The organism is Nocardia sp. NPDC003999 (assembly GCF_053604885.1).
The window spans coordinates 1-26,584 of the sequence record NZ_JBSGIB010000037.1 but is presented as its reverse complement, the minus strand read 5'-3'; the positions used below and the strand labels follow the sequence as shown (position 1 = coordinate 26,584).

At 69.1% G+C, this 26,584-nt stretch carries 24 protein-coding genes, 1 rRNA gene and 1 pseudogene; 3 read left to right on the top strand and 23 right to left on the bottom strand.

The annotated features are described in order from the left end of the window. Positions 1–4: 4 nt before the first annotated feature. The 3 genes from ACWESM_RS35840 to ACWESM_RS35830 form a co-directional block, all read right to left on the bottom strand. Positions 5–844, bottom strand: a complete 840-nt coding sequence (locus ACWESM_RS35840) for an RNA polymerase sigma factor SigF (RefSeq protein ID WP_355080756.1) — start codon at positions 842–844, stop codon at positions 5–7. Then, a complete protein-coding gene (locus ACWESM_RS35835; protein ID WP_364438593.1) occupies positions 834–1,172 on the bottom strand; it encodes an anti-sigma factor in 339 nt (112 codons plus the stop codon). Before ACWESM_RS35835 ends, ACWESM_RS35840 begins: the two co-directional genes overlap by 11 nt. Positions 1,173–1,273: 101 nt before the next feature. Further along, positions 1,274–1,753: a Dps family protein gene (locus ACWESM_RS35830; protein WP_364438596.1), complete on the bottom strand. Its 480-nt coding sequence runs from the start codon at positions 1,751–1,753 to the stop codon at positions 1,274–1,276. Between the two features lie 272 nt (positions 1,754–2,025). Between ACWESM_RS35830 and ACWESM_RS35825 the strand changes: the two genes are divergently transcribed. After that, complete coding sequence (locus ACWESM_RS35825; RefSeq protein WP_364438599.1) at positions 2,026–2,202, top strand: hypothetical protein; 177 nt, start codon at positions 2,026–2,028, stop codon at positions 2,200–2,202. Positions 2,203–2,299: 97 nt separating this feature from the next. Then, entirely contained in the window at positions 2,300–3,748 is a 1,449-nt protein-coding gene (locus tag ACWESM_RS35820; protein ID WP_364438626.1) for a mannitol dehydrogenase family protein, read from the top strand. Here the strand turns inward: ACWESM_RS35820 and ACWESM_RS35815 are convergent. The 13 genes from ACWESM_RS35815 to steA all read right to left on the bottom strand — a co-directional run bounded on the left by ACWESM_RS35815 (position 3,745) and on the right by steA (position 17,455). Further along, positions 3,745–4,560: an acyl-[acyl-carrier-protein] thioesterase gene (locus ACWESM_RS35815; protein ID WP_356969778.1), complete on the bottom strand. Its 816-nt coding sequence runs from the start codon at positions 4,558–4,560 to the stop codon at positions 3,745–3,747. The two genes, ACWESM_RS35820 and ACWESM_RS35815, sit on opposite strands and share 4 nt — an antisense overlap. A 120-nt stretch (positions 4,561–4,680) precedes the next feature. Continuing rightward, positions 4,681–6,099: a ribosome biogenesis GTPase Der gene (gene der, locus ACWESM_RS35810; protein ID WP_355080744.1), complete on the bottom strand. Its 1,419-nt coding sequence runs from the start codon at positions 6,097–6,099 to the stop codon at positions 4,681–4,683. Continuing rightward, positions 6,096–6,773 (bottom strand): (d)CMP kinase, encoded by a 678-nt coding sequence (gene cmk / locus ACWESM_RS35805; protein ID WP_355080779.1) that lies wholly within the window; start codon positions 6,771–6,773, stop codon positions 6,096–6,098. The genes der and cmk overlap by 4 nt, the downstream gene beginning before the upstream one ends. A 65-nt stretch (positions 6,774–6,838) precedes the next feature. After that, entirely contained in the window at positions 6,839–7,912 is a 1,074-nt protein-coding gene (locus ACWESM_RS35800; protein WP_355080742.1) for a pseudouridine synthase, read from the bottom strand. 9 nt (positions 7,913–7,921) lie between these two features. Further along, complete coding sequence (gene scpB / locus ACWESM_RS35795) at positions 7,922–8,578, bottom strand: SMC-Scp complex subunit ScpB (RefSeq protein WP_355080740.1); 657 nt, start codon at positions 8,576–8,578, stop codon at positions 7,922–7,924. Positions 8,579–8,633: 55 nt separating this feature from the next. Continuing rightward, the gene (locus ACWESM_RS35790) at positions 8,634–9,440 is read right to left on the bottom strand and encodes a segregation and condensation protein A (RefSeq protein ID WP_355080777.1); all 807 of its coding nucleotides are present in this window, start codon (positions 9,438–9,440) and stop codon (positions 8,634–8,636) included. Positions 9,441–9,988: 548 nt separating this feature from the next. Further along, positions 9,989–10,933, bottom strand: coding sequence for a ParA family protein (locus ACWESM_RS35785; protein ID WP_379256306.1), 945 nt, complete (start codon positions 10,931–10,933; stop codon positions 9,989–9,991). Between the two features lie 190 nt (positions 10,934–11,123). Further along, the gene (locus ACWESM_RS35780; RefSeq protein WP_452495624.1) at positions 11,124–11,588 is read right to left on the bottom strand and encodes a cupin domain-containing protein; all 465 of its coding nucleotides are present in this window, start codon (positions 11,586–11,588) and stop codon (positions 11,124–11,126) included. A gap of 139 nt (positions 11,589–11,727) precedes the next feature. After that, the gene (gene xerD, locus ACWESM_RS35775) at positions 11,728–12,672 is read right to left on the bottom strand and encodes a site-specific tyrosine recombinase XerD (RefSeq protein ID WP_364438607.1); all 945 of its coding nucleotides are present in this window, start codon (positions 12,670–12,672) and stop codon (positions 11,728–11,730) included. A 6-nt stretch (positions 12,673–12,678) separates the two neighbouring features. After that, positions 12,679–13,338, bottom strand: coding sequence for an NUDIX hydrolase (locus ACWESM_RS35770; protein WP_364438610.1), 660 nt, complete (start codon positions 13,336–13,338; stop codon positions 12,679–12,681). A gap of 4 nt (positions 13,339–13,342) precedes the next feature. Continuing rightward, a complete protein-coding gene (locus tag ACWESM_RS35765) occupies positions 13,343–15,064 on the bottom strand; it encodes a CTP synthase (RefSeq protein WP_355080731.1) in 1,722 nt (573 codons plus the stop codon). Between the two features lie 223 nt (positions 15,065–15,287). Then, the gene (locus tag ACWESM_RS35760; protein ID WP_397281715.1) at positions 15,288–16,232 is read right to left on the bottom strand and encodes a copper transporter; all 945 of its coding nucleotides are present in this window, start codon (positions 16,230–16,232) and stop codon (positions 15,288–15,290) included. A gap of 8 nt (positions 16,233–16,240) precedes the next feature. Beyond that, positions 16,241–17,455 (bottom strand): putative cytokinetic ring protein SteA, encoded by a 1,215-nt coding sequence (steA, locus tag ACWESM_RS35755; protein ID WP_355080727.1) that lies wholly within the window; start codon positions 17,453–17,455, stop codon positions 16,241–16,243. 1,282 nt (positions 17,456–18,737) lie between these two features. On the opposite strand from steA, the gene ACWESM_RS35750 reads away from it, so the two are divergent. After that, complete coding sequence (locus ACWESM_RS35750; RefSeq protein ID WP_397281720.1) at positions 18,738–19,157, top strand: SRPBCC family protein; 420 nt, start codon at positions 18,738–18,740, stop codon at positions 19,155–19,157. Positions 19,158–19,166: 9 nt separating this feature from the next. Here ACWESM_RS35750 and recN read toward each other — a convergent pair whose 3' ends face one another. The 7 genes and pseudogenes from recN to rrf all read right to left on the bottom strand — a co-directional run. Beyond that, a complete protein-coding gene (gene recN, locus ACWESM_RS35745) occupies positions 19,167–20,951 on the bottom strand; it encodes a DNA repair protein RecN (RefSeq protein WP_452495620.1) in 1,785 nt (594 codons plus the stop codon). Continuing rightward, positions 20,929–21,888, bottom strand: coding sequence for an NAD kinase (locus tag ACWESM_RS35740; RefSeq protein WP_355080722.1), 960 nt, complete (start codon positions 21,886–21,888; stop codon positions 20,929–20,931). Before ACWESM_RS35740 ends, recN begins: the two co-directional genes overlap by 23 nt. Further along, entirely contained in the window at positions 21,885–22,706 is an 822-nt protein-coding gene (locus tag ACWESM_RS35735) for a TlyA family RNA methyltransferase (RefSeq protein ID WP_452495618.1), read from the bottom strand. The genes ACWESM_RS35740 and ACWESM_RS35735 overlap by 4 nt, the downstream gene beginning before the upstream one ends. A gap of 1 nt (position 22,707) precedes the next feature. Next, on the bottom strand, positions 22,708–23,010 hold the full coding sequence (locus ACWESM_RS35730; protein WP_355080718.1) for a hypothetical protein: 303 nt from the start codon (positions 23,008–23,010) through the stop codon (positions 22,708–22,710). 13 nt (positions 23,011–23,023) lie between these two features. Beyond that, the gene (locus ACWESM_RS35725; protein WP_355080717.1) at positions 23,024–23,914 is read right to left on the bottom strand and encodes an HAD-IIA family hydrolase; all 891 of its coding nucleotides are present in this window, start codon (positions 23,912–23,914) and stop codon (positions 23,024–23,026) included. Between the two features lie 858 nt (positions 23,915–24,772). After that, positions 24,773–25,837: pseudogene (locus ACWESM_RS35720) on the bottom strand (tetratricopeptide repeat protein); the annotation flags it as partial. A 665-nt stretch (positions 25,838–26,502) separates the two neighbouring features. Further along, a 5S ribosomal RNA gene (rrf, locus tag ACWESM_RS35715) occupies positions 26,503–26,584 on the bottom strand; the annotation flags it as partial.

Here is a 26,584-nt window from a genome sequence, read left to right as displayed (position 1 = left end):
GAACTCAGGCCGCGCTCGAAACGAGTTCTTCCGGGCCGAGCGCGCGTTCGCGCAGGTCTTTGAGAATCCTGGCGAGAATGCGCGACACCTGCATCTGGGACACACCCAGCTCTTCGGCGATCTGACTCTGGGTCCGCGACTCGTAGAAGCGCATGACCAGCACCTGCCGATCGCGCGGCGGCAACTCGGCGATGAGCGGACGCACGGCCATCGCCTGCTCCAGCAGGTCGTAGCACGGCTCCTCGGAGCCCAGCGTGTCGGCGAGCGACTGCGGCGCACCGTCGCCCTCCTCTCGGCCTGCCGCGTCCAGCGAATTGGCCTGATAGGCGTTGCCCGCGATGAGCGCCTGCGTGACCTCGCCCAGGTCGACGTCCAACTCCTCGGCGATCTCCCTGGCCGTCGGCATCCGGCCGAGGCGATGCGACAACGTCTCGGTGGCCGGGCCGACGCGCAGCTGGATCTCCTTGAGCCTGCGCGGCACTCGCAACGACCACGTGTTGTCGCGGAAATGCCTGCGCACCTCGCCCATGATGGTGGGGACCGCGAATCCGAGGAAGGAACTGCCGCGCGAGACATCGAAACGGTCCACCGCGAGCACCAGCCCGACCCGGGCGATCTGCAGCAGGTCCTCGTAGTTCTCGCCGCGGCCGGAGAACTTCCTGGCGATGTGCTCGGCGAGCGGAAGACACCGCCGGGTCACCTCCTCGCGCAGCGCCGCGCGGTGCGGATCCCCCTCGTCCATCGCGGCCATCTTCTCGAACCACGGCTCGATGTTGTCGTAGCTGTCGCCCCCGCGGGTGCGCCTCGCCGTGTCATTTCCGTCGGTCGTGAACTCACGTTTCATCAAATGGTCCTCGTTCCCAACTGAATTCGATAACGGTCGGGTACCCGCCGACTTCGGAATCAAAAGGGTCACGGGAAATTGATAGGGAGCGGGTGAGCATGCGCACCAGTTCCCAGCTCAACGGATCGCTGCGGAGCTCGCCGCCGACTACGGCTACGGCGTCGACACGCACGCTCATCAGGCCGAGGCCGTAGGTGAACGCGCAGCCGAGCATCGAGCCCGGCATGGCGTCCGCCAGCAGCATCGTGACCGCCTCGTTGATCGCCAAGCGGATGTCCGAGGCGGCGTCGAACGGAACCTCGGCGACCAGGCACACGGTGTCGGTCATCGCGCGGACCAAGGCGAGGTGTCGCGCGTCGGCGGGGATCCGCACCGTGACCGTGGCAGTCTCCGTGGCGGGCGCGCCGAACGCGCACGTGATCACCCGCATCACACCGTGGCGAGCTGCGCTTGCCACATCCAGTGCAACTGCTCCAGCCGCGCCGCGATCGCCAGGAACAGATCCTGGGTCACCGGATCGGCCTTCTCGGTCGCCGCGATGCGTTCACGCAGCCGCTTGATCACGGCGGCGAGGTTGCCGACGATCGTGTCGATGACGTCGGTGTCCTGTTGCCAGCCCTCGCCGATGCCGATCGCGCCGGAATCCTTGGCCACGCTCGCGGCGCGCCCGTCCGGGCTGACTCCCACGGCGGTGGCGCGTTCCGCGGCCGAGTCCGTGAACTCCCGTGCCACGGTCACCAATTCATCCAGCGCCAGGTGCACCGACCGGAAGTTGGTGCCGATCACGTTCCAGTGCGCCTGCTTCGCGATCAGCGACAGGTCGATCAGGTCGACCACCGTCGCCTGGAGAGTTTCGCCCGCGATGCGCTGCTGCTCCGGGTCCAAAGTACTGGTGATGGGTTGCGACATGCGCTGAACCTTTCTGCCATCGATCGGGACACCGACGGTCTACCCAGCTCTGCGGCGATAAACCCCCCGGTAGCTTCCGCGGCCGGACGAAACGGGGTGTGCGCCCCGGCCCCTCGCCGGTCGCGCAGCGGCCAGAAAGAGCACGAGAACGGCGGTGACCGCCAGCTCGGCGGGCGTACCGTCATCCGCCCCGGAATGAGCGAGCACCCACAGATTTTGCCATATCGGCAACTATTGTTGCTGACTTGACCGGTTTCCGGGCACCGTGAGGTATGACCGAGAAAGAGCACACGGACGTGGCGGCCGGCCCATCGGCGACGCCGACTCCGGCACGGGCGCGCCGGGATACCGAGCAGTTCTCCGCCGACGTCGAGCGAGCGAACTGCGAACGAGTACTCGGCGCTCGACGGCACGGCATGGATTCGCTGCTGCCGCCTCCGCAGGGCTGACCGGTTCCGGACTCCTGCTGCACTATGGTGTGATCCACACAACACGGGGAGGCGCGGTATGCCGGAACGGACAGCCACGCCCTTACGGGCGGCCACGATGCCCGACTTCGCCGATCGGATCTCGACACCGAGCTACGATCGATCCCGGATCACCACCGGCATAGTGCATTTCGGCGTCGGCGGCTTCCATCGAGCGCACCAGGCGATGTACGTCGACCGATTGCTCGAACGCGGCCTCGGGGACGAGTGGGGCATCTGCGGAGTCGGCGTGCTGCCCGGCGATCGACGCATGCGCGACGTGCTGCGGGCGCAGGACGGCTTGTACACGCTGTCGACGGTCGCGCCGGACGGCACGTGGACCACGCGCGCGATCGGCTCGCTGGTCGACTACCGGTACGCGCCGGACGATCCCGGGACCGTCGTGGCGAAGCTCGCCGCTGCGTCGACCCGGATCGTCTCACTGACCATCACCGAGGGTGGCTACCACATCGCCACCGCTACCGGGGAATTCGACCCGGATGACCCCGGAATCCGCGCCGATCTGGCCGGGAACGCTCCGCCCGGTACCGTTTTCGGGCTCGTCACCGAGGCGCTGGCCCGCCGCCGATCCCGCGATATCGCGCCGTTCACCGTGCTGTCCTGCGACAACATCGAGGGCAACGGGAACATCGCGCGCCGGATGTTCGGCGCGTTCGCCGCGCTGCGCGATCCGGGGCTCGGAGCCTGGGTGACGGAGCAGGTGCGCTTCCCGAATTCCATGGTGGACCGGATCACCCCGGTGACCCCGCCCGGAGCGACCGGCGAGATCGCGCGGCGCTACGGGCTCACCGACCGCTGGCCGGTGGTCGCCGAGCCATTCGCGCAGTGGGTGCTGGAGGATTCGTTCGGACTCGGCCGTCCGGCCTTCGAAGAGGTGGGCGTGCAGGTCGTCGCCGACGTCACTCCCTACGAACTGATGAAGCTTCGGTTGCTGAACGCGAGCCACCAGGCGCTGTGCTATTTCGCGTACCTGAGCGGCTATCGGCTGGTGCACGAAGCGGCACAGGATCCGGTCTTCCGGCGGTTCCTGACCCGCTACATGGACGCCGAGGCGACGCCGACGCTGCGCGCGGTCCCCGGGGTCGACCTGGGCGACTACAAGCGGACGCTGCTCGACCGGTTCGCCAATCCCGCGATCGGCGACACCATCGCCCGGCTGTGCGCGGAATCCTCCGACCGGATCCCGAAGTGGCTGCTTCCGGTTGTCCGGGCGCAGCTCGGCAGCGGCGGCCCGATCGACTGCGCGGCGGCGGTCGTCGCCAGCTGGGCACGCTATGCCGAGGGCGTGGACGAGCACGGGCACCCGATCGAGGTCGTTGACCGGCTCCGCGACCGGCTGGTCCCCCTCGCGCGGCGGCAGCGCGAGCAGCCCACCGCTTTCCTCGGCGAGCGATCCTTGTTCGGTGACCTGGTCGACAACCCCCGGTTCGTGACCGCGTATCTGGCGGCTCTGGACAGCCTGCGCACCAGGGGCGCGCACGCGACCGTCGAACAGTTGGCCGGTTAGCGCGGGGTGACGCGGGCGACCGCCCGGCAGTCCGCGCCGACCGCGAACCACACGTCCAGGCTCGAGTCAGTCCGTCGGGCGACGAGCTCGACGTCCTCGCCGCATCGCACCGGTTTCCCGTACTCGACCACCACACGGTGCGGACCCGATTTCAGTTCGGCGTAGTCGGCCAGGACTTCTTCGAGCGCGGTGAGGTAGACCGCGTTGTTCATATGGTCGAGCAGGTCTATGTCGGTGGCCCGTAGCGGGAAGGGCCGAATCTGCACCCCGGGCTCGCCCGCCGCGGGCATGGGATCGGTGAGCTCGGCTTTCCAGCGGAGCCGGTGCTCGGTCGTACAGGCCAGCATGGGGGCGAGGAACCGGTCGCTCATCCGCGCGGGTACGCCCGATTCGGTGCCGAAATGGATCAGGAAGCTCTCGGTCTCCACCAGCCCACCAGCGCTGCCGCCGATCTGGACCCGCATCGTGCACCACCGGGTCGACGTCGCCGAAGGCCATCGCCGCAACGTCGCCGACTCACCGAATCCGAGCGGTTTGAGCGCGTCGATCACCGTCCTGCGGATCACCCACAGGCGATGGATATCGCCGTCCTCGAGGACCTCGAGATGGTCGTAGCCGACGTCCTGCAGATAGCGCGCGACACCGTCGAGTCGCAGGCGCTGGTCACGATCGGTGTCGGCGAGGCGCACGGGCCATCCCGTCTCGAACGGAGTCAGGACGGCCGGCGGTTCCGGCAGCACGCTGGGAATGCCCATGCCCGGATGATGCCAGCTATTTGCCACAGTTGTGGGCAGCACTGCCCATATCGTCATCTACACGAGAAGATGTCGCGTTTTATTAGGCATTTTGACCGGATTATCGACCATCTACGTTCGCCCGCTAACAATTAGCTTTCATTCGCCATGGTGGGTTGCCCTCGCACCCGTCGTCGCCTATTTCTTCGAACGATCCCGCTTCTCCCGCACCCGCACCGAGATGCGGACCGGCGAGCCGTCGAAACCGAACTCCTCGCGCAACCTGCGCTCCAGGAAGCGCCGGTAGCCTGCCTCCAGGAAGCCGGTGGTGAACAGCACGAACGTGGGCGGCCTGGTGGTCGCCTGGGTGGCGAACAGCACGCGGGGCAGCCTGCCGCCGCGCATCGGCGGCGGGGTCGCGGCGATCACTTCCTTCAGCCAGGTGTTGAGCCTGCCCGTCGGAATGCGCTTGTCCCAGGACTCGAGCGCGGTTTCCATCGCGGGCACCAGCTTCTGCACCGCGCGGCCGGTGTGCGCGGAGATGTTCACTCGCTGCGCCCACGGCACCCGGACCAGCTCGCGGTCGACCTCACGCTCCAGTTGCAGCCGACGATCCTCGTCGACCAGGTCCCACTTGTTGAACGCCAGCACCAACGCCCGCCCGGAATCGGCGACCAGGCTGATCACCCGCAGATCCTGTTCTGTGATCGGCTGCGAGGCGTCGACCAGCATGATCGCCACCTCCGATGCCTCCAGCGCCGACTTGGTGCGCAGCGAGGCGTAGAACTCGGTGCCGCTGGCATTGGACACCTTGCGGCGCAACCCGGCGGTATCGATGAACTTCCAGACCTTGCCGCCCAGTTCGACGAGGGAGTCGACCGGGTCGACCGTGGTGCCCGCGACATCGTGCACCACGGAGCGCTCGTCGTTCGCCAGCTTGTTGAGCAGGCTCGACTTGCCGACGTTCGGCTTGCCGACCAGCGCCACGCGACGCGGGCCGACGCCGCCGGTTCCCTCGCGCGGAGTCTCGGGAAGCACCTCGAGCACGTCGTCGAGCAAGTCGCCGGTGCCACGGCCGTGGGCGGCGCTGACCATGCGCGGCTCGCCGAGTCCCAGCGACCACAGCGCCGCCGCTTCCGCTTCCACCCGCTGGTCGTCGACCTTGTTGGCGACCAGGATCACCGGGACGGCGGAGCGGCGCAGCTTCTTCACGGCCGCCTCGTCGGTGGCGGTGGCGCCCACCACCGCGTCGACCACGAGCAGGATCGCGTCGGCGGTGTGCATGGCCAGTTCGGCCTGGCGGGCCACCGATTGCTGCAGGCCCTTCGCGTCGGGCTCCCAGCCGCCGGTGTCCTGGACCAGGAAACGCCGACCCGCCCAGTTCGCCTCGTAGGACACGCGGTCGCGGGTCACGCCAGGAATGTCCTCCACGACCGCCTCGCGGCGGCCGAGGATGCGGTTCACCAGCGTCGACTTGCCCACGTTCGGGCGGCCGACCACGGCCAGCGTCGGCATCGCGACGTGCGCCGCGTCCTCGAATTCGCCCTCCAGGTCGGCGAGTTCCCAGTCGGCTTCGTCGCTCCAGACGCCGTCGCCTGCGAGTACGTCCCCACTCATCGGTCCCCTCCGGCTCCACACGTCGAGACCTGCTGCGCGACAACGCGATACAGCTCGTCGATAACCTCGTCCATGGACAGTTCGCTGGTGTCTACCGGTACCGCGTCCTCGGCGGGGCGCAGCGGGGACACCTTGCGGGTCGAGTCGAGGGTGTCGCGGCGCTGCACGTCGGCGAGCACGCCCGCGTAGTCGTCGCCCCTGCCCTCGGCGATGTTCTGCTGATTGCGCCGGTGCGCCCGCGCCTCGGCGGACGCGGTCAGGTAGATCTTGGCGTCGGCGGCGGGCAGCACGACGGTGCCGATGTCGCGTCCCTCCACCACGATCCGCCCCGCGGCCGCCGTGATGTCGCGCTGCATGGCGACGAGCAGCTCACGCACCTCGGGCACCGCGGAGACCGCCGAAACCGCCTTGGTGACCGCGTCGCCGCGAATCTCCGACCGTACATCCTCGCCGTCCAGCTCGATCACCTCGCGGCTGGGATCGGTGCCGATGGACAGCGGCAGCTCCTTGACCGCGGCGCCGATGGCCGCGGAGTCGGTCAGTTCGATGCCCGCCCGCAGCACGCGCAGCGTCGCCACCCGGTACATCGCGCCGGTGTCGAGGTACCTGGCGCCGAGCCGGGTGGCCAGGCGCCGGGACACGCTGGACTTCCCGGTACCCGACGGCCCGTCCATGGCGACCACCAGCGGGCTCGGGCCGGCCAACCGCGCCGGCGCCTGCACCGGGATCTCCACACCGTTCACAACGACACCGCCTCGTAGAGTTTGCCGATTTCATCGCGGCCGAGTACGCGCAGCGTGCCGGGCCGCTGGTCGCCCAGCGCGACCGGGCCGATATGAGTGCGGACCAGCCGGATGACCGGATGACCCACCGCGTCGAGCAGGCGGCGCACGATGTGCTTGCGCCCTTCGTGCAACACCACCTTCACCAGAGAACGTCCCTCCCCCAGCTCGAGCACCTGGAAACGGTCCACCTTGGCGGGACCGTCCTCCAGCTCCAAGCCTTCCTTCAACCGCTTGCCGACCGCGCGATTGTTGACCTCGCCGTGCACCGTCGCCAGATAGGTCTTGGAGACCTCGAAGGACGGGTGCATCAGCCGATGCGCCAGATCGCCGTCGTTGGTGAGCAGCAGCAGGCCCTCGGTGTCGGCGTCGAGTCGCCCGACATGGAACAGCCGCTGACCCGCGGCGATACGCTCGGCCACGATGTCACCGACGCAGGGGCGCCCCAGATCGTCGGACATGGTGGACTGCCAGCCCTTGGGCTTGTTCAGCGCGACGTGCACCAGTTCCTCGCGCACCACCACGCGCGTGCCGTCGACGCGCACCACCGCGTGCTGCGGGTCGATACGCAGGCCCTGCTCGCGCACGATCATGCCGTCGACCTCGACGCGGCCCTGCGCGATCATCTCCTCGGCGGCCCGGCGCGAGGCCACGCCCGCCTTGGCGAGAACCTTCTGCAACCGCTCCCCCTCGCCCCACGGGAGCTTGGTGTGACCGCCGGACGAGTCCGGCTCCACGTTCTGGTGGCGCGCGGGCTTGGCGTTGCTCAGCAGCGGCGGCGGCGCGACCTGCCGCTGCGGCTTGGGCTTCTTCTTGCTCGCGGCCGCGTGCCGCTGCGGGTTCGGAACCGGGGCGGATCCGCGTCGGTCCGCTCGGCCCCCGCCGCCCTGCTGGGCGCCGCGGGCGGCGATACCCCGTTGGGCCGAACGAGCGTCGCGTGAGCTGGAGTTGCGGCTCGCGCCGCCTCGTTCGGGCTGTGCGCCGCGTTTCCTACGATCCGGTGTGCCATCTCGGCGAGCGGGCGTATTCATGGTGTCCTGTCATTCTTCGGTGCCGAGGTCCAAATCGGCCTCGGCGGGTTTCCTCAACCTGGTGTACCGGGGGTCCGTCTCCAGGCTCTCGTTGATCTCGTCGATCAGGTCGACGCCCGGAAGCAGGGGCGCCAGGGGTGGCAGATCGCTCAGCGAAGCGAGTCCGATCCGTTCCAGGAACAGCTCGGTGGTGCGGTACAGCGTCCCGTTGGTCTCCGGGTCCACGCCTGCCTCGGCGATCAGACCCCTGGCCAGCAGGGTGCGCATCACCCCGTCGACGTTCACGCCGCGCACCGCGCTGACCCTGGTCCTGGTCACCGGCTGACGGTATGCCACCACCGCCAGCGTCTCCAAGGCCGCCCGGGTCAGTTTCGATCGGGAGCCGTCGAGCAGCATCCGCTCCACATACGGCGCGTACTCGCTGCGAGTATAGAAGCGCCAGCCGTCACCGACGAAACGCAGATCTATCCCACTGGATCGCGCCGACAGCTCAGCGGACATTTCACGCAGGGTCCGCTCGACGCGTTCGGTGCTGTCGCCCAGTGCGGCCGCGAGCTGGTCTACCGGCGCGGGAACGTCCACGACCAGCAGCATGGCCTCCAGCGCCGAACGAAAATCGGCGTCCGCGAGCGGTTCGGGGGTGAGTTCCACCACTGCCTCACTCACGACCGCGCCTCACCGGAGTTCGCCTCCGCCGTGCGCGAACGCGCGCTGTGCTCGCTCACCCGTAGTCCTCCTCGATAGTCACGGTGTCCACCTGTTGCGCGGCCTCGTCGCCGATCCAGCTGACCGCCAAGGGACCGAGCGGATCGGGCTGATCGAACTCGATCGTCTTGCCGCGATACAGCTCGAGCAGCGCCAGGAAGCGGGCGACGATCTGGACCGGTACCTCACAGTCGGCGACCAGCTCGCCGAAGGATGTCCACGCACCCGCACCACGTTGTTTGAGCCGCTCCAGCACCAGTGCCGCCTGCTCGGCCACCGAGATCGCGTGCGTGTGCAAGTGGTCGAGCCCGACCTTGGGTACCGGACGGGGCCGGAAGGCCGCCGCGGCGATCGCGGCGAACTCGGCCGCCCCGACACCAAGCCTAACCTCGGGCAGCAGACCGGCGTAGCGCTCCTCCAGGCCGACCGCGCGCGGATAGCGGCGCAGCGCGGCCGCCTCCAGTTCGCCGAGCAGTTCGGCGACCTGCTTGAACGCGCGATACTGCAGCAGCCGGGCGAACAGCAGGTCGCGCGCCTCGAGCAGTTCGAGGTCCTCGGCGTCGGTCATCTCGCCGGACGGCAGCAGGCGCGCCGCCTTCAGATCGAGCAAGGTGGCGGCGACGACCAGGAATTCCGTGGTCTGGTCCAGGATCTTGTCCGCGCGCAAGGTGTTCTGCCGCGCCATGTTCGCGGTCAGCGCCTTGGTGTAGGCGATGAACTCGTCGGTGACCTTGTGCAACGCCACCTCGGTGACGTCCAGCTTGCGCGAACTGATCAGGGTGAGCAGCAGGTCGAACGGCCCCTCGAAGTTGCTGAGTCGCAGCCGGAATCCGGACGCGTGCGGCTCCGCCGTCGGCTGTTCTTTCGCCTCCGACGTGCCGGGCGAGGGATCGGATGCGTCCGATGTGTCCGGCGGAAAGCCAGAGGCGTCCGACCCGCCGGGCGTAGCCGACGGACGGCCACGTGCATCCGGCACGTCTGACGAACGGCCCGGTGCGTCCGGCACGTCAGCGGGCCGATCGCCCACTGTCTCGGAGTCCTCCCGCGCGACATCCTCGGTGGGCTGCGTGGATGGTTTCGGAGACGGTTCGTCCGCGCTGTCCCGTGCCGGGGAGGCCTCCGCCTCCGGTGCGGGCCGAGGCGTGGCGCCTCCGACGACGGCCGGGTTCGCGCGCCGGGGGGCAGCGTCCCGGCCTGCGGCGATGAATGCGGCGGCCGCGTTGCCGAGTGCGGGACCCCGCCCAGGGCCGGCCGGGTCCGGCCCACGAGAATCGGACGCGCGGTCGTCCGGCGTGGATGTCGATCCCGCCGCGGAAGACCCTTGGCCGGACGGGTTGTGGTGGGACGCAGACGAAGGGTCCGAGTGGCCGGTCACCGGCCGGATCGGTGGATGACTTCCCGAGCCATCGACCGATACGCCTCGGCGCCACTGGATTTCGGCGCCCACGTGGTGATCGGCTCGCCCGCGACGCTGGCGTCCGGGAAACGGACGGTGCGCGCGATGGCGGTGTCGTAGACCAGGTCACCGAACACCTCGACGACCCGCGCCATGACCTGGCGGGAATGCAGCAGTCGAGAGTCGAACATGGTGACCACTATTCCGTACAGGCTCAACCGCGGATTCAACCGGTCCCGCACCTTCTCGACGGTGTCGTTGAGCAGCGCGAGCCCGCGCAGCGAGAAGTACTCGCATTCCATCGGGATGATCACGCCGTCCGAGCAGGCCAAGGCGTTGACCGTGAGCAGACCGAGCGAAGGCTGGCAGTCGATGAGGATGTAGTCGTAGCGGTTGCGGATCGGCTCCAGCGCGCGGCCGAGCGACTGTTCCCGGCCCACTTCGTTGACCAACTGGATCTCGGCGGCGGAAAGGTCGATATTGCTTGGCAGCAGGTCCATGTTCGGGACCCTGGTCTGCATCAGCACGTCGTCGATCGACACCTTGGAACCGATGAGCAGGTTGTGCACGGTCAGGTCGAGATCGTGGTGGGCGACGCCGAGACCCGCCGACAGCGCGCCCTGCGGGTCCAGGTCGACGAGCAGGACGCGACGTCCGTATTCGGCCAGTGCGGCACCGAGATTGATGGTGGAGGTGGTCTTGCCGACGCCGCCCTTCTGGTTGCACATGGCCACGATCAGCGCGTCACCGTGCTGGCCGACCGGCGGCGGGTCCGGCACCAGCCGCAACGGCCGTCCGGTCGGGCCGAGCGTCGCGTCCTCCGGGACCGGCTCCACTCCATGGCCCCACAGCGTTTCCGCCGCGGCGTCCGAGTACGGACCCGGTCGCGAGCCCGTAAGCGGCTCCGCCCCAGCACCCATCGGCGGCTCTGCCGCGCCGGCTGTCGTCACGATCCGCTGCTCCTTATACGTCCTTGCCGGTTGCCTCGCCGAGCGTAGCGAGGCCGATCGGTGCCGACCTCGCTTTCGTGCGGTCCAGCTCTCGATAGACGCTACCGCTTGACGGCACTCGAGTGCCGCGCCTGCGCGCGGCGTGTTCGTGCCGCGCTGGTCAGCGCCACTGCGGTCCGCCATCGAAATGAACGTCGAACCGGTCGTGCAACTCGTTCATGCTGTCCCAGTCCGCCTCCCCGCGCGCGATCCGGCCGAGTTGCCGGAAGTACTCGAAGCGGACGATACCGGGTGTGAGCACAGCCAGAAACTCGGCGGGCCCTTCGGCGGTGGCCCCGAAGGCGTGCACCGTGCCCGGCGGAACCACCACCAGACCACCTTCGCTCACCGCGGTTCTGGCGCCGTCGACGAGAAAATCCATTGTGCCGCCCAGCACATAGAAGATCTCGGTCGACTTCGTGTGATGGTGCGGCCGGGTGCCGTCCGCACCCGCGGCCAGGGTCAGCCGATTGGCGCCGAAGAGCCCTTCGGAGTTCTCGCTGTCCTCCAACAGGCGGAAGGAGCCGCCGCCGGGCAACGGAATCGCCTCGACATCGAACTCGTGGACGATGAAAGACTTTGCCATGCAATTCACCTCGCGTTGTGGTCGGGAACCGAGCCGTCGGTGACAGCACCGCGCTCACCCGGCGAACCAGCACAACCGGACTACAGTCCACTTTGTTCCGTCACATCGCGCACGCGAAGTTCCCGACGCGTGCAACGGATTACCGGGCGCGGGGATGCGCGGTGGCCCAGACCTCGCGCAGGGTGTTGACCGTCACCAAGGTGTAGATCTGGGTCGTGGTCACCGAGGCGTGGCCCAGCAATTCCTGCACCACCCGCACATCGGCGCCGCCGTCGAGCAGATGGGTGGCGAAGGAATGGCGCAGGGTGTGCGGTGACACCGCCGCCGCGATGCCCGCGCGTTCGGCGGCGGTGTGCAGGACCTGCCAGGCACTCTGCCGGGACAGCCGGGCGCCGCGTACATTCAGGAACAGGGCTCCCGCGTTGGCTTTTCCGCGTGCGGCGAGCACGGGCCTTCCCCGCACCAGATACGCGTCCACGGCGGCGAGCGCGGGCCGCCCGATCGGCACAAGACGCTGTTTCCCGCCCTTGCCGCGCAGGACGACCGCCCGTTCCTCGATGTCGAGATCATCGACGTCCAGCCCGACCGTTTCCGAGATCCTGGCGCCGGTGGAATACAGCAATTCCAGCAGCGCGCGGTCACGCAGGCCGCGTGGTCCGCCGTCTACGCCCGCAGCGGGATCGCCTTGGCCGCCGCCCGCCGCCTCCAGCAGTTTCAGCACCTGGTCGTAGGGCAGCGCCTTGGGCAACCTGCGCCCCGGCGCGGGCGGCTTCACCGCGTGCGCCACATCGGTGTCGGTCAAACCCTCCGCGGCGGCGAAGCGATGCCAGCCGCGCACCGCGATCAGCGCGCGGGCCACCGAACTCGCCGCCAGCGGCGGGTGCCCGGGACCGCCCGAGCGCAGCGCCATGGTGAACTCCGCGACGTCGGACTCGTCGACCCGGTCGAGCGAGCCGATGCCGCGCCCGGTCAGGAAGTCCAGATACCGACCGAGATCACGCCGGTAGGCGTTCAGGGTGTTGCGCGCGACGCCGCGCTCGACGGTGAGGTGGTCGAGATAGGTGTCGAGCTCGCGACCGAGCACCTCCGGTCAGTCTTCGGACTTCTGGGCCGCCTTGCGGCGGAGGAAATTCGTCGGCTGCCCGTCCCATGGCGCGTCCGGCGGCCGCGGTTCGATGCCGTCCGCCCGCGCGGCCGCCAGGGCGAGCACGCCGGCGACCGCGGTGGCGTTGACGATCTCCCCGCTCAACGCCGCGCGGACCGCCGCGTCGACCGGCATGCGGACCACTTCCAGGTCCGCCTCCTCGAATTCCGGCTCCGGACGATCGGTTTCGTACAACCCGCGAGCCAGGTAGATCCGCAACCCTTCGTCGGTGAACCCGGGCGAAAGCGCCACGTCCACCAGGACCGCCCATTCCCGGGCCGCCAGCCCGGTCTCCTCGGCCAGCTCACGACGCGCCGCGAGCAGCGGGTCCTCCCCGGGCACGTCGAGCAACCCGGCGGGCAGTTCGAGCAGCCGCCTGCCGATCGGATGGCGGTACTGGTTGATCAGCACCACGTTGCCGTCGTCGTCGATCGCGGCGACCGCGACGGCGCCGTGGTGCTCGATCACCTCGCGCTCGACGACCCGGCCACCCGGCATCCGCACCTGGTCGAGCCGCAACGCGAGGATCGCGCCGCTGTAGACGGTTCTGCTGGATTCGATCTCGAAGTCGTGGCTGCCCGGCTCGGCAGCGCCCCCGTTGGTCATGCCACTACGCCTGTTCCGCCGCACCCGCCAGTTCTTCGCCCGGAATGTCCACCGGAAGTCGTTCGGCCGCTTTGTATTTCAGCGCCGCCGAGATGAGCGCCGCGAACAGCGGATGCGGGCGGGTCGGCCGGCTCTTCAATTCAGGGTGCGCCTGCGTGGCGACGAAGAACGGATGCACGTCGGCGGGCAGCTCGACGAACTCGACCAGGTGCCCGTCCGGCGAGGTGCCGCTGAACTTCAAGCCGCTCTCGGCGACCTTGTCGCGATAGGCGTTGTTCACCTCGTAACGGTGGCGATGACGCTCGGAGACGTGCTCGCTGCCGTAGGCCTGGGCGACGACCGAGCCCTTCTCCAGGGTCGCCGGGTAGGCGCCGAGCCGCATGGTGCCGCCGAGGTCGGCCTCACCTGCCACGGCCTGCTCCTGGTCGGCCATGGTGGAGATGACGGGGTGCGGCGTGTCCGGTTCGAATTCGGCCGAGTTGGCCTCCGCCAGCCCCACCGTGCGCGCCGCCTCGATCACGACGCACTGCAATCCGAGACACAAGCCGAGCAGTGGAATGCCGCGGGTACGCGCGTAGTGGATCGCGCCGACCTTGCCCTCGATGCCGCGGATGCCGAAGCCGCCGGGAATCAGCACGGCGTCCACGTCGCGCAGCGCGTGCTGCGCGCCCGCGGGAGTCTCGCACTCGTCGGAGGGCACCCAGCGGATGTTCACCTTGGCCCGCGAGGCGAACCCGCCCGCGCGCAGCGCCTCGGTGACCGAGAGGTACGCGTCGGGCAGATCGACGTACTTACCGACCAGCGCGACCTCGACCGTCTCGCGCGGCGCGTGCACCCGGTCGAGCAGGTCGCCCCACACCGTCCAGTCCACGTCGCGGAACGGCAGGCCCAGCCTGCGCACCACGTAGGCGTCCAGGCCCTCCCGGTGCAGCACCCGCGGGATGTCGTAGATCGACCGCGCGTCCGGCGTGGAGATGCAGGCGTCGACCTCGACGTCGCACATCAGCGCGATCTTGCTCTTCAGCCCTTGCGGGACCTCACGGTCGCAGCGCAGGATCAGCGCGTCGGGCTGGATGCCGATATTGCGCAGCGCCGCCACCGAGTGCTGGGTCGGCTTGGTCTTCAGCTCCCCGGAGGGCGCCAGGTAGGGCACCAGCGAGACGTGCAGGAAGAAGACGTTGTCCCGGCCGACGTCGTGGCGGATCTGGCGGGCGGCCTCCAGGAACGGCTGCGACTCGATGTCGCCGACGGTGCCGCCGATCTCGGTGATCACCACGTCCGGCGTCTGGCCCTGCAGATCCGGGCCGCGCATCGCGAGGATCCGGCTCTTGATCTCGTCGGTGATGTGCGGGATCACCTGCACCGTGTCGCCGAGATACTCGCCGCGGCGCTCCTTGGCGATGACCGACGAATAGATTTGCCCGGTGGTCACGTTCGCGTCGCGGGACAGGTCCCGATCGAGGAAGCGCTCGTAGTGGCCGACGTCCAGGTCGGTCTCCGCGCCGTCCTCCGTCACGAACACCTCGCCGTGCTGGAAGGGGTTCATCGTGCCGGGATCGACGTTCAGATACGGGTCGAGTTTCTGCATCGTGACGCGCAGCCCACGCGCCGTCAGCAGCTGACCGAGGCTGGAGGCGGTAAGACCTTTACCCAATGAGGAGGCGACACCACCGCTGACGAAGATGTGCTTCGTGTCCGTTCGCGCCTGAATCCGTGTTTGACCCACGGGTCTTCACGGTAACACGAATCCGCCCGTCCGTTCGAATGCCACGCGCGTTTGCCCGCCGATCGCGGGACATCGATCAGAGCCCGCGCGGCCGGACTGTGGGGCGCGTCTCGTCGCGGTCGCCGACGTGCGGAGGAAGCGGGTGCCGCGACGCCCGTGATAGCGATCGATCCGGGCCCGGCGCGCGCATCCTCCAGTTGCCCGACGACAGTCTTCCGGCTGGTCAGCCAGGCACGACGGCCAGGGTGAGCGAGGCGGCCTCGGCGCCGGTGCCGTAGCGTCCGGCGCCCCCGTTGAGCTGTTCGGTGAGCGCGAGCGCGGTGGTGACCCGGCCGAGTTCCCGCTCGACATTGTCGACAGTGCTCACCTGCGCCGCGAGCGCCGCGTCGGAGCGGACCACGGCGATCGGCCCCTGCCCGTCGGCGGCGCCCGCGCGACCGGCGAGCACCACTCCCGCGCCCCGGCCGCGCAGAGCGCCCGCGAAGCGCGCGGTATTCGAGCCGACGCCGTCCCGGGCCGCGGCGGCGCCATCGCCGGTGATCACGACCGCGAGCTGCGCGGGTCGCACCGGCGTGTCACCGTAGGCGAGGAAGCCGCCGCCGCGCAGGGTCTCCAGAACCAGCCCGAGTTCCTCCGGGGTGCTCCGGGTTTGCCCGTTGGCCGGATCGAGCAGCAGTACCAGGCCGAGCAGATCACCGGCCATGCTGCCCTGGTCCACCGCGCCGGTACGCAGCTGCGCCCCGGCCGGGATGACGTTCGTGACGGCCGTGCGCATCCGATCGCCTTCGCTGCCGTCGGCGAACGCCTCGGTGAGCGCGATCCGTCCCGTGACGCCCGCGCCCGCGGCCGCGAGCGCTCTGGTCACCGCGTCGACGTCCCCTGGATCGGCGTCCGGGGTCGTGAACACGACGACACTGCGGTCGGCCAGCGCACCGCCGAGAATGCGGCCCGACGAACCGGCGATGAACCGGTCGGCGGCCGTGGTCTGCTCGTCGAGCAGGCGGTTCCGCTCGGTCAGTGCATCGACCTGCTGCCGCAGGTCGGCCTTGTCCGCCCGCAAGCCCGACAGCAGATCCGCCGCGAGCGTCTGGGATCCGAGCACCACACCGATCGCGAGCGCGAGAAAGATCGCGACGATCGAGATGGCGTGCTGGCGCATCGAAATCATCGTTCTCCTCAGAATTCTCGAGCTCCGACTTGCCCCTGCGCCCACCGCGCGAAGCGGTTCCAGTTGTCCACACCCCAGTCCAGGACGTCGCCGCCGCTGTTGGACGCCAGCAACACGACGATCACCGCGACCAGCGCGGCGAGCACCACCAGCGCGACGGCGACTCCGGACACGCGGTTGCGGTACAAGGTGGCCACCGCCTTGGCGTCCATCAGCTTCGTGCCCACCTTGAGCCGAGTCAGGAAGGTGGCCGGATTGCTGTCGCGGCGGCCCCGGTCGAAGAAGTCGTCGAGCGAGGCGGGCGCTCCCGCGGTGACGATCAGCGCGGCTTCGTGATGCTCGGCCAGCAGCAGCGCAAGATCGGCGGGCGAACCGGAAGACGGGAAGGTCGTCGCGCCGATGCCGAGGTCCTGGATGCGTTCGAGGCCCTTGGCGTGGCCATCGGTGTCGGCGGGCAGGATCACCTCGGCGCCGCACTTCATCGTCGCGGTGGTGATCTCCTCCGGATCGCCCACGATGACGTCGGGCCGGTATCCACGCCTGCGCAGAGTGTCCGCGCCGCGCCCCACCCCGATCAGGATGGGGGCGTATTCCTTGATGAACGGCTTGAGCCGTTGCAGATCCTCCGCGTGGTCCGGTCCGTCGGCGACGACCACCACGTGCCGTTGCTTCATCACCAGATCCAGTTCCGGGACGCCGAACCCGTCGATGAGCAGCGCGCTCTCGGTCCGGATGAACTCGATGGTGTTGCCCGCGAAGGCCTCGAGGTGATCGGCCAGACCGTTGCGCGCCTCGATCATCCGCTCCGCGATGGCAGGCCCGGTGAGCTCGATGCCCTCGACGAGCACCTCGGGTTCCTTCTTGATCAGCCGATCGGCGTAGACCACGCCACCGTCGACGCGGACCTTGACACCGTCTTTGATCCGCTTGAACGCATCCGAACTCACCGTGTCCAGCAGCAGGATCCCATGGGACACGAGTGCCTCGGGGCCCAGGTTGGGGTAACGGCCGGAGATGGACGGCGAGGTATTGATCACCGCGCCGACGCGTGCCTCGACCAGCCGGTCGGCGGTCATCCGATCGAGGTCCATCTCGTCGAGGACGACGATGTCGCCCGGCCCGACCCGGCCGAGCAGCCGCCGGGTGTCGCGATCCACCCGGGCCGTCCCGATCAGACCAGGAAGCGTTTCGGTGTTTCTCGACAACAGCGCCGGCATCTTCATGCAGCGATGATGACCGCAAACCCTCAACCATTGGTGGAGGCGCGCCGTCTCACACATCCCCATTCGATATCACGCTATGTACTGGCAATCCCATTTCGCCGACAACACCGCCGTCACTCGATTCACGAAATAATCCCTGCATTTGTGTAGTAAGGCAGCGAATTATCCACAAACTGCCGAAGGTCTACCATCAGGCAACCCCCCACCAATCGACCCAGTCAGCAATCGAGTTGCGAATCCCGCTTCGAGTCACACTGACGGCGCGGCACAGTGCGATTCCAGTACATAGCGAATAGCTCGCTACTCATCACCGGAAGCGATCTGATGCGGAGCGACTTCGCCAGCACGCGAGGACTCACCGCGCCCATCGCTGCGGCGGAGTTCGCGCCTCGATCACCGGTCAGCACCACTTCGCCTGCGGACGGCACACAGTCCAGCCACTGCCGTCCGGGCGTTGGGTGCGAGACCAGGCCGTTTCGCCAGCGCCGTCGCTCGCGCCACTTTCGTCGGGTCGCGGCATGTTCTGCCGGTGATACTCACGCAGGGCATGCTGATGCTCGTTCTGTCGCAGCGGATTCGGGTCGGAGTGTCGGTATCCGAACGGATCGATCTTGTGCCACCCCGTCGAGTCGCCGTGCGAACCCGAACGCCCTGAGTGGTCGGAGCGCGACAAGGACTCCGCGGCAGCGCCGCCCGCCGCGGCGACCGTTCCGGCGGCGAGGCCGGCGACGAGCAGGGCGAATGCGCCCTTCTTCGGCCTTTCCCGGCCACCTCCGGTCGCCGAGCCGCGACGACCCGGTTCCCCCGTCGCGATCGTCACCGTAGGAACACTGCGCATGATGGCCCCTTTGCCTCGGCGCTTCCCATGTTCAGCGGAATTCACCCGCCGTTCACTTACTGACTTCAATAGTAGATTACTAAACAGACATTACAGACAAGGATTCGCTCGACATCTGCACCAGACGCGAAAATCCTTGATACACAACCTTTTGACCGCAGCGGACTACCCATCGCTCCGGGGCCACCCTCGGGTCCGGCAACCGAGATCCGCATCCGTGACTAGACATTTCACGGACATCACCAGTAGATCTGACCGGTTATGCGCTCGACGCCCGTCGTCACAGCGCATCGACTCGGACACTTCGCGCCCCGGCGGCAGCGGCGCGGAACACCGGCCACCCGAACGGCTCGCCGCCGATTGTGATGCGGACGACACGATCGCCGAGCCGCGCCCGCTGTACCTATATGCTGCCCGTCACACGTAACTGGAAGAGGAGAATTCATGGCCAGCACCACCGTCGACGCCGTCATCGCCGCCCCGCGTGAGGTCGTGTACCGGCTCTTCGCCGACCGCGAGAGCATAAGCCCCTACGTTCCGGTGCAGGTCAAGCTGGTCAAACCCGGCCTGACCGAGCGGGAGGGCGTCGGCGCGCAGCACCTGATCGGCCTCGGCCCGGTCGGTGTCACGGAGGAGATCACCAAGCTCGTGCCAGGTGAGCGAATGGAGTACAAGATCGTCAAGGGCGCGCCGGTGAAGCGGCACGTCGGCATCGTCACCTTCGCCGACGCCGACAACGGCACTCTCGTCTCCTACACGATGGAGTCCGATCCGTCGCTTCCGGTGCCGGCCAAGGTGCTCGAGTTCGGTTTGAAGAACCTGATCGGCCAGTTCATCAAGGGCGCGCAGAAAGCGGTGCGCTGACCCGCGCGCTCAGCGCGTGGCCACCTCGGTGCCCGCTTTCTCGGCGCGCGCCGTCGCCAGCAGTTCCTCCGCGTGTGCCCGGCCGGTCTCGGTGTCGTCGAGACCGGCCAGCATGCGCGCCAGTTCCACCACCCGCTCGTCGTTGGTGAGCGCACGGACGCCACTGTTGACAGTGCCCTTGCCGTCGTCGGATTTGTCGACCACCAGGTGGGTGTCGGCGAACGCCGCCACCTGCGGCAGATGGGTCACCACGATCACCTGGTGGGTACGCGCCAGCCGGGCCAGCCTGCGGCCGATCTCCACCGCGGCTCGCCCGCCGACGCCCGCGTCGACCTCGTCGAACACCATCGTCGCTCCATGCTCGGACCCAGCGAGCACCACCTCCAGCGCCAGCATCACCCGGGACAGCTCACCGCCGGACGCGCTCTTGCTCAACGGCAACGACTGCGCGCCCGAATGCGCGGCCAGCCGGAACTCGGCCTCATCGACGCCTGTGGACCCCGCGTGCAATTCCTTGCCGTCGACAGTGAGCGGCGCCGAGTCCTGCGCGCCCGCGAGCATCGGCCGCACCTCGACCTCCAGACGCGCCTTGCCCATGGCGAGACCACCCAGCTCGGCACTCACCGCGGTCGCGAGCTTGCCCGCCGCCTTGGTCCGCGCGGCGCTCAGCTTCTTCGCCGCCTCCCGCACCCGTTCCGCGGCGGTGTCCACCTCGGCGGCCAGCTTGGCCAGCGCCTCCTCGGAAACGTCCAGCGAGCCGAGCCGGGTGCGCGCCTCCTGCGCCCAAGCCAGTACGCCATCGATGTCCGGCGCGTACTTCCGGGTCAGTGTCTTCAATTCCGCCTGGCGGGTGAGCAGCGAATCCAGCGCACCCGGGTCCGAAGGCAGGTCCGAGAGATACCCGCTCAGCTCGGTGGTCACGTCGACCACCACGGCGATGGCGTCGGCCAGGCGCGGCGCGAGCGCGACCAGCGCCGGATCGTCGGCGGCTTCGATGCGGGCACGCGCGGCGCCGAGCGCCTCCAGCGCGCCGGAACCGTCCTCGGGCGCGTCGGCGGGCCCGGCCAGCGCGCCGTGCGCGGTGGCCGCCGCCTCCCGCAGCGAGTCCAGATCGCTGAGCCTGCGCACCTCGTCGACGATGCGCACGTCCTCGCCGGGTTCCGGCGCGATGGCGTCGATTTCGTTCAACGAGTGCTCGAGTCGCTCGGCCTCGAGGGCCAGTTCCCGGCTGCGAGCCGTCCGTTCGAGCAGTTCGGTGCGGGCGTCGAGCCACGATCGGCGCAGCACCTGGTATTTCCGCAGCAGCGTACCCACCGCGTCGCCCGCGAACTGGTCCAGCGCCGACAACTGCTGGTCGGGGCGCTGCAAACGCAGCTGATCGTTCTGACCGTGCACGGTCAGCAGGGGGGCGGTGAAATCGGCCAGCACCGAGGCTGGGACGCCGCGGCCACCGAGATGCGCACGCGAGCGTCCGTCGCTGCCGACTGTGCGGATCGCGATGACGCTGCCGTCGTCGTCCTGCTCGGCCGCGGCCGCCTCCAGTACCTGCGCGACCTCCGCGCGGGCGGCGTCGTTGACGTCGTCGATGGTGAACCGGCCCTCGACCACGGCACGGGACGCGCCGAGCCGGACCCGGCCCGCGTCCGCGCGCGCACCGCTGAGCAGATGCAGGCTGGTCACCACCATCGTCTTGCCCGCGCCGGTCTCGCCGGTCAGGCAGGTCAGTCCCGCGTGGAACTGCGCGGTCGCCGTGGAAATGACGCCAAGCCCGTCAATCCTGATCTCTGTCAGCACTTGTGCTCTCCGTTCGCCGTCGGCCACGCCAGCCTGTCACGGGCAATTGGAACTTGCGCACCATCCGGTCGGCGAACGGTGCGGAGTCCAGCCGCACCCAGCGCACCGGTCGAGCGCCGCGAACCGCTTCGACCCGTCCACCGCTGGGCAGTGCGAGCGTGCGCCTGCCGTCCAGGAAAACTATCGCATCGTGTCCGGTCGCCACGGACTCGACCGCGATCCGGGAATCCGGGCTGGTCACCAGCGGTCGCGCGAACAGGGCATGGGCATTGCTCGGAATCACCAGCAACGCTTCCAGTTCCGGCCACACCACCGGGCCGCCCGCGGAGAAGGCGTAGGCGGTCGATCCGGTCGGTGTGGAGATGAGGATGCCGTCACAGCCGAACGACGAGACCGGGCGCCCGTCGACTTCCAGCACCACTTCCAGAACCCCCATGCGCGAAGCGTTCTCGATGCTCGCCTCGTTCAGCGCCCATCCGCTGTCGACGACCTCGTCCTCGATCCGCACGGTGACGTCGATGGTCATCCGGTGCTCGATCGTGTAATCACGTCGGACCACCTGCGCGAGCGCCTCGTCCAAGTGCTCGGCCTCGGCCTCGGTGAGAAAGCCGATGCGGCCGAGATTGATCCCGAGCACCGGCACCCCGGCCGGGCGCGCCAACTCGGCGGCACGCAGGAACGTACCGTCGCCGCCGAGCACGAGCACCATCTCGCAGCCGACCGCCGCCTCAGCGCTGTGCTCGACCACGCGCACCGGAAAACCGCCCGGCTCGGACTCGAACCGCGTGCTGTCCGCTTCGTCGGCGAGTACACGCAGGCAGATGCCCGCGTCGGCGAAGATCTTCGCCACCCGGTGGGCGGTTTCGATGATCTCCGCGCGACCGGGATGCGACACCAGCAAGATCTCCCGGCCGCAGGGCTCGGCCAGCGCGTTCACTGTGGACCCTCCTCAACCGCACGCTCGACCAGCGCGGCGACCTGCTCACCGTCGTATTCGAACGGCCCGTCGGTACGCAACCACAAGAAGTATTCGACATTGCCGGACGGGCCCGGCAGCGGGCTCGCCACGACACCGGCGGTACGCATGCCCAGTTCCGCGGCCGCGGCCGCCACCGTGCGCACCGCCTCGGCGCGCAACGCGGGATCACGCACCACGCCGCCCGAACCGACCCGCTCCTTGCCGGCTTCGAATTGCGGTTTCACCATGGGCAGCAGGTCGGCGCCCGGCGCGGCGCACGCGGCCAGCGCGGGCAGCACCAGGCTCAGCGAGATGAACGACAGGTCGCCCACCACCATTTCGACCGTGCCGCCGATGGTTTCGGGCGTCAGGTTGCGCACGTTGGTCCGATCGAACACCCGGACCCGCTCGTCGTTGCGCAGGCGCCAGACCAGCTGGCCGTAGCCGACGTCGACCGCGAGGACCTCCCGCGCCTCCCGTGCCAGCAGCACGTCGGTGAAACCGCCGGTCGAGGCGCCCGCGTCCAGACAGCGCTTACCCGCTACGGACAACCCGTCCTGCTCGAACCGCTCCAGCGCCCCGAGCAGTTTGTGCGCACCGCGCGAGGCCCACGACACCTCGTCGGGCTCGTCGCGGACCACCAGCGGGGTGCCCGTCTCGACGGCGGTCGCCGGCTTCACCGCGACCGTTCCAGCTATCAGGACGCGGCCCGCGCCGATCAGCTCGACCGCGTGTTCTCGCGATCTCGCCAACCCGCGGCGAACCAGTTCCGCGTCCACCCGCGCGCGCCTGGCCACCTCAGATCTTGTCCACCGTGGCCAAGGCCTGTACCAGCACGTCATGTGCCTGCTCCAGGATGCGAGCGCGACGGGTGATGTCGACTCCGGCTTCGGCGCTGTCGGTCGCGACTCCGCTTCGGCCGGGGAAGTCGAGTTCGGCGAGCAGGCTGTCGACCTCGCCGCGGATTCGATCCGGATCGGCAGGCTCCGGGCGCCCTTGCGCACCCGGCAGGTGCTGACCGGGCAGTGGGGCCCCTGGGCGGGGACCCGGTGCACCGGCGCCCGTACCGGGGCCGTGCGGACGAGGCGTTGGAGTAGTCATCGTGGCGTCAACGCTATCGGATTTCCGAATCGGACGCGCGGACCGTCACAGCTCGCCCCGGGTTGCGCTGAAGCATCTCACCGAGATCGGCTTCCGGCTCGGCGGCAACGACCGCGTGGTTGAGGGCGTCGAGCGAGTCGGCGACATATGTCGGGATCTGCCCGTCCGGGGCTTTCCGGAGTTCGTCCAGCGTGCTGACACCGGTGAGCACAAGCAACGAGTCCAGACCGACACGGTTGGCGCCCTCGATATCGGTGTCGAGACGGTCGCCCACCACCAGAGCGGAGCGGGAACCGGCCCGGACGAGCGCGTCCTCCAGCAGCGGCGCATACGGTTTGCCCGCCACGATCGGCTCCCGATCGGAGGCGGCGCGCAACGCCGCGACCATCGCGCCGTTACCGGGCGCGAGGCCGCGTTCGTTCGGCAGGGTCCGGTCGGTGTTGGCCGCGATCCACAGTGCGTCCGCGCGCAGGGCGTAGGCGGCTTCGGCGAGGTCCGGCCAAGAAGTGTGGGGTGAATGTCCTTGCACCACAGCGGCGGGCGCGTCCCCGTCGAAGCGCCGGATCGGCCGAAGTCCGACGCCGTCCACCTCGGCGGCCAGGTCGTCGGTGCCGACCACCAGCACGTGCGCACCCGGGTCGAGCCGCTCGGCCAACAGCCGCGCCGCTGCCTGGGCGCTGGTCACCACGTCGTCGGTGGATGCGGGAAACCCGAGTTCGGACAGATGCGCGGCCACCACCTGCGGTCCGCGGCTGGCGTTGTTGGTGACGTACACCAGCCGCTGGTCCGCCTGCCCGTCCGCCGCCAGCGCTTCCGGCGCCCCTTCGATCACCGCGTGACCGCGATACAACGTGCCGTCCAGATCCAGCAGCAGGGCTCGGTAGCGCTCTCGTAGTCGCTTCACACCACTCTCACTCCGTGTCACCGATCGGCGCCGTGCCGACGCATCACCGCCGGACCCGCCGTCCGCCGAGTCCGAGACACCGACACTACGCCAGCGAGCGGACCGGAAAGACGTGGCGTCAGCCACTCCCGCAGCGTCGGATCACATACCCCGACGGCGGATTCCGACCAGCGGCCACGTCCTCGGTACGCCCGCGTCCACCGGGCAATTCGCTCCGGACTCGGTATCACCGGGAGCGACCCGGACACGGGGTGAGGTCATGCAGTCGAAATCGCCTCAGCGCGATGCCGACAGGCTGCACACCCCGAACGATTGAGGTCCGCATGCGCAGTGTTCTTCCGGTGACGAGCGCGGCAGGGGGAGCGGGTCGTCGCGGCCCGGCGACCAGAGGCAGCCGGGAAAAGTCGAAGAAGGGGGCATCCGCGCTGCTCATCGCCGGACTCGCCGCAGGAACGGTCGCCGCGTCCGACAGAGGGCGCATTCGGACGGCCCACGATCCGCTTCGACCGGGCCGAGTCCCGGCGATGACCTCGCGGGACCGGCACAGCATGGGCAACACACCTTCCGGACACCACAGCGCCTCGGGTTGCCCGTAATCCACGAGATGAGCCTGCCGGTTTCTCCGATCGAGACCGCGCCGCACCCGATCCGCCACGACAGACCGCGGAGACCAACCCATCTCCCCGGGGCCGAATCGCGGCGATGACCTCGCGGGACCGGCACAGCATGGGCAACACACCTTCCGGACACCGCAGCGTCTCCGGTTGCCCGTAATCCACGAGGTGGGCCTGTATGCTCGGCAACTCCGCCATGACGCGCCGCCGAGGGTAGCCCGCCTCCGTGGCTGCGATCGCAGGTTCAGATGTCGGTGTCGCCCGTGAGTTCGGCGGCGCGTTCTTCGGCGTCCGTCTCCGCGTCCAAATCTGCGGAGGCGGCGTTCAGGAACCAGGTAAGGCCCTCGTCGGTTCGGCCGGCGGCGACCAAGGCGTCGGCGTAGGCGTAGAAGAGGCGGGCCGCGGCCGAGCCCGTCCGAGACGGGTCCAGATCAGAGGTCTGGAGGGTCACGACGGCCTGGTCGTACTGGCCCAGGTCCATGCGCGCGCCTGCCACGACGATGCGCAGTTCGGCGGCATCGTCTCCGCGCAGGGCGCGCGCCTCGTCACTGCGACCGAGCTCGATCGCGCGCTCGGGACGCCCCAGGCCGCGCTCGCAGTCGGCCATGACCGCGAGCAGTCCCGAGCCACCGGACATCCGGCGCGCGGTACGCAACTCCGACAAGGCCTCCGCCCATTCACCGGCGTGGTAGGCCACCACTCCCGCGGTCTCGCGCACGACCGCGATCCGCCCGGCACGCTGCCGTGCAGCCCTGGCATGCGCGAGAGCGAGCCCGGGATCGTCATCGAGCAGCCGCACCGCCATCACCAGGTGCCGGGCGACCGTCTCCGCATTGCCTTTGTCCAAGCTGAGCAGATCCCGCCGCACGGCGGGGTCGAGATCGGTCGCTTGCACCTCTTCCGGCAGATCGGGTTCTTCCGGCCGCGGCGGGCGGCGGTCGAGCGAACGGCCTCCGCCGACACGAGCGCCTTCGCCGCCCCGGCGGCGTTCCTGCGGCGCCTCACCACGCGGTGCCGATGCCTCGCGGCCCACGTCGCGCCGACCTTCCCGGTCCGGTCCCTGGCGACGGCGATCGTCGTCACGGCGCTGGAAACCGGACTCACCACGCCGTCCGGCGTCGCCGCGATCCTCGAAGTCGCCACGCCGCTTGAACGCACCCCGCTCGCCCGTTTCGCCGCGGCGGGCATCACCTCGATCGCCGAAATCGTCACGGCGACGGTCGGATCCACCGCGCGGGGAATCACCACGACGGAACCCGCCGCGACTACCCGAATCACCGCCAGGGCGGAAGCCACCCCGCGATTCATCGCGCCGCTCTTCGGAATCACTCCGGCGCTTGAAGCCACCGCGCTCACCGGAATCCTCGTACCGCTTGGAGCCACCGCGGTCGCCCGGACCGCCTCGACCGGCGGCGCCACGGCCCGTGGGCTCGTCCCGGCGCTGGAAACTCCCGCGCCTGGGCGGCGCGTCACCACCGCGACGAAAACCACCGGTGTCACCAGGCCGGTCGCCGGAGTCCCTGCGTCCGAATCCGCCGCGCTCGCCGCCGCGCTTGTCGTAACCTCCGCTGTCCCCGCGACGATCGGACCCGCCGGAATTGTCTCGGCGCTGGAACCCGCCCCGGTCGGACGAACCCTCTCGTGCACCGTAACCGCCCGAATCACCGCGGCGGCCGTAGCCGCCGCGTTCCCCGGAGTCACCTCGACGGTTGGATCCCCCACTGCGGCGGCCCGCGTCCTGGCTGTCGCCTCGCCGGCCGGACCCGGAATCGGGAGCGCCGCGCCGGAAGGGCTTCCGATCGTCGTTTTGTTCCGGCACGGTGCTCCCTTTCTGTTTCGAAAAGTCGATATTGCCCACAGATTCAATCACGTACCAACGGTGGGGCGCGGGCACGGCGGCTTCGCCGAAGCTCCATCAGGTGCTCAAACGACGATAGGGGACCCAGAGTCTGGGTCCCCTATCGTGAAAGGATGTTCCGGCGGTGTCCTACTCTCCCACACCCTGTCGAGTGCAGTACCATCGGCGCTGGCAGGCTTAGCTTCCGGGTTCGGAATG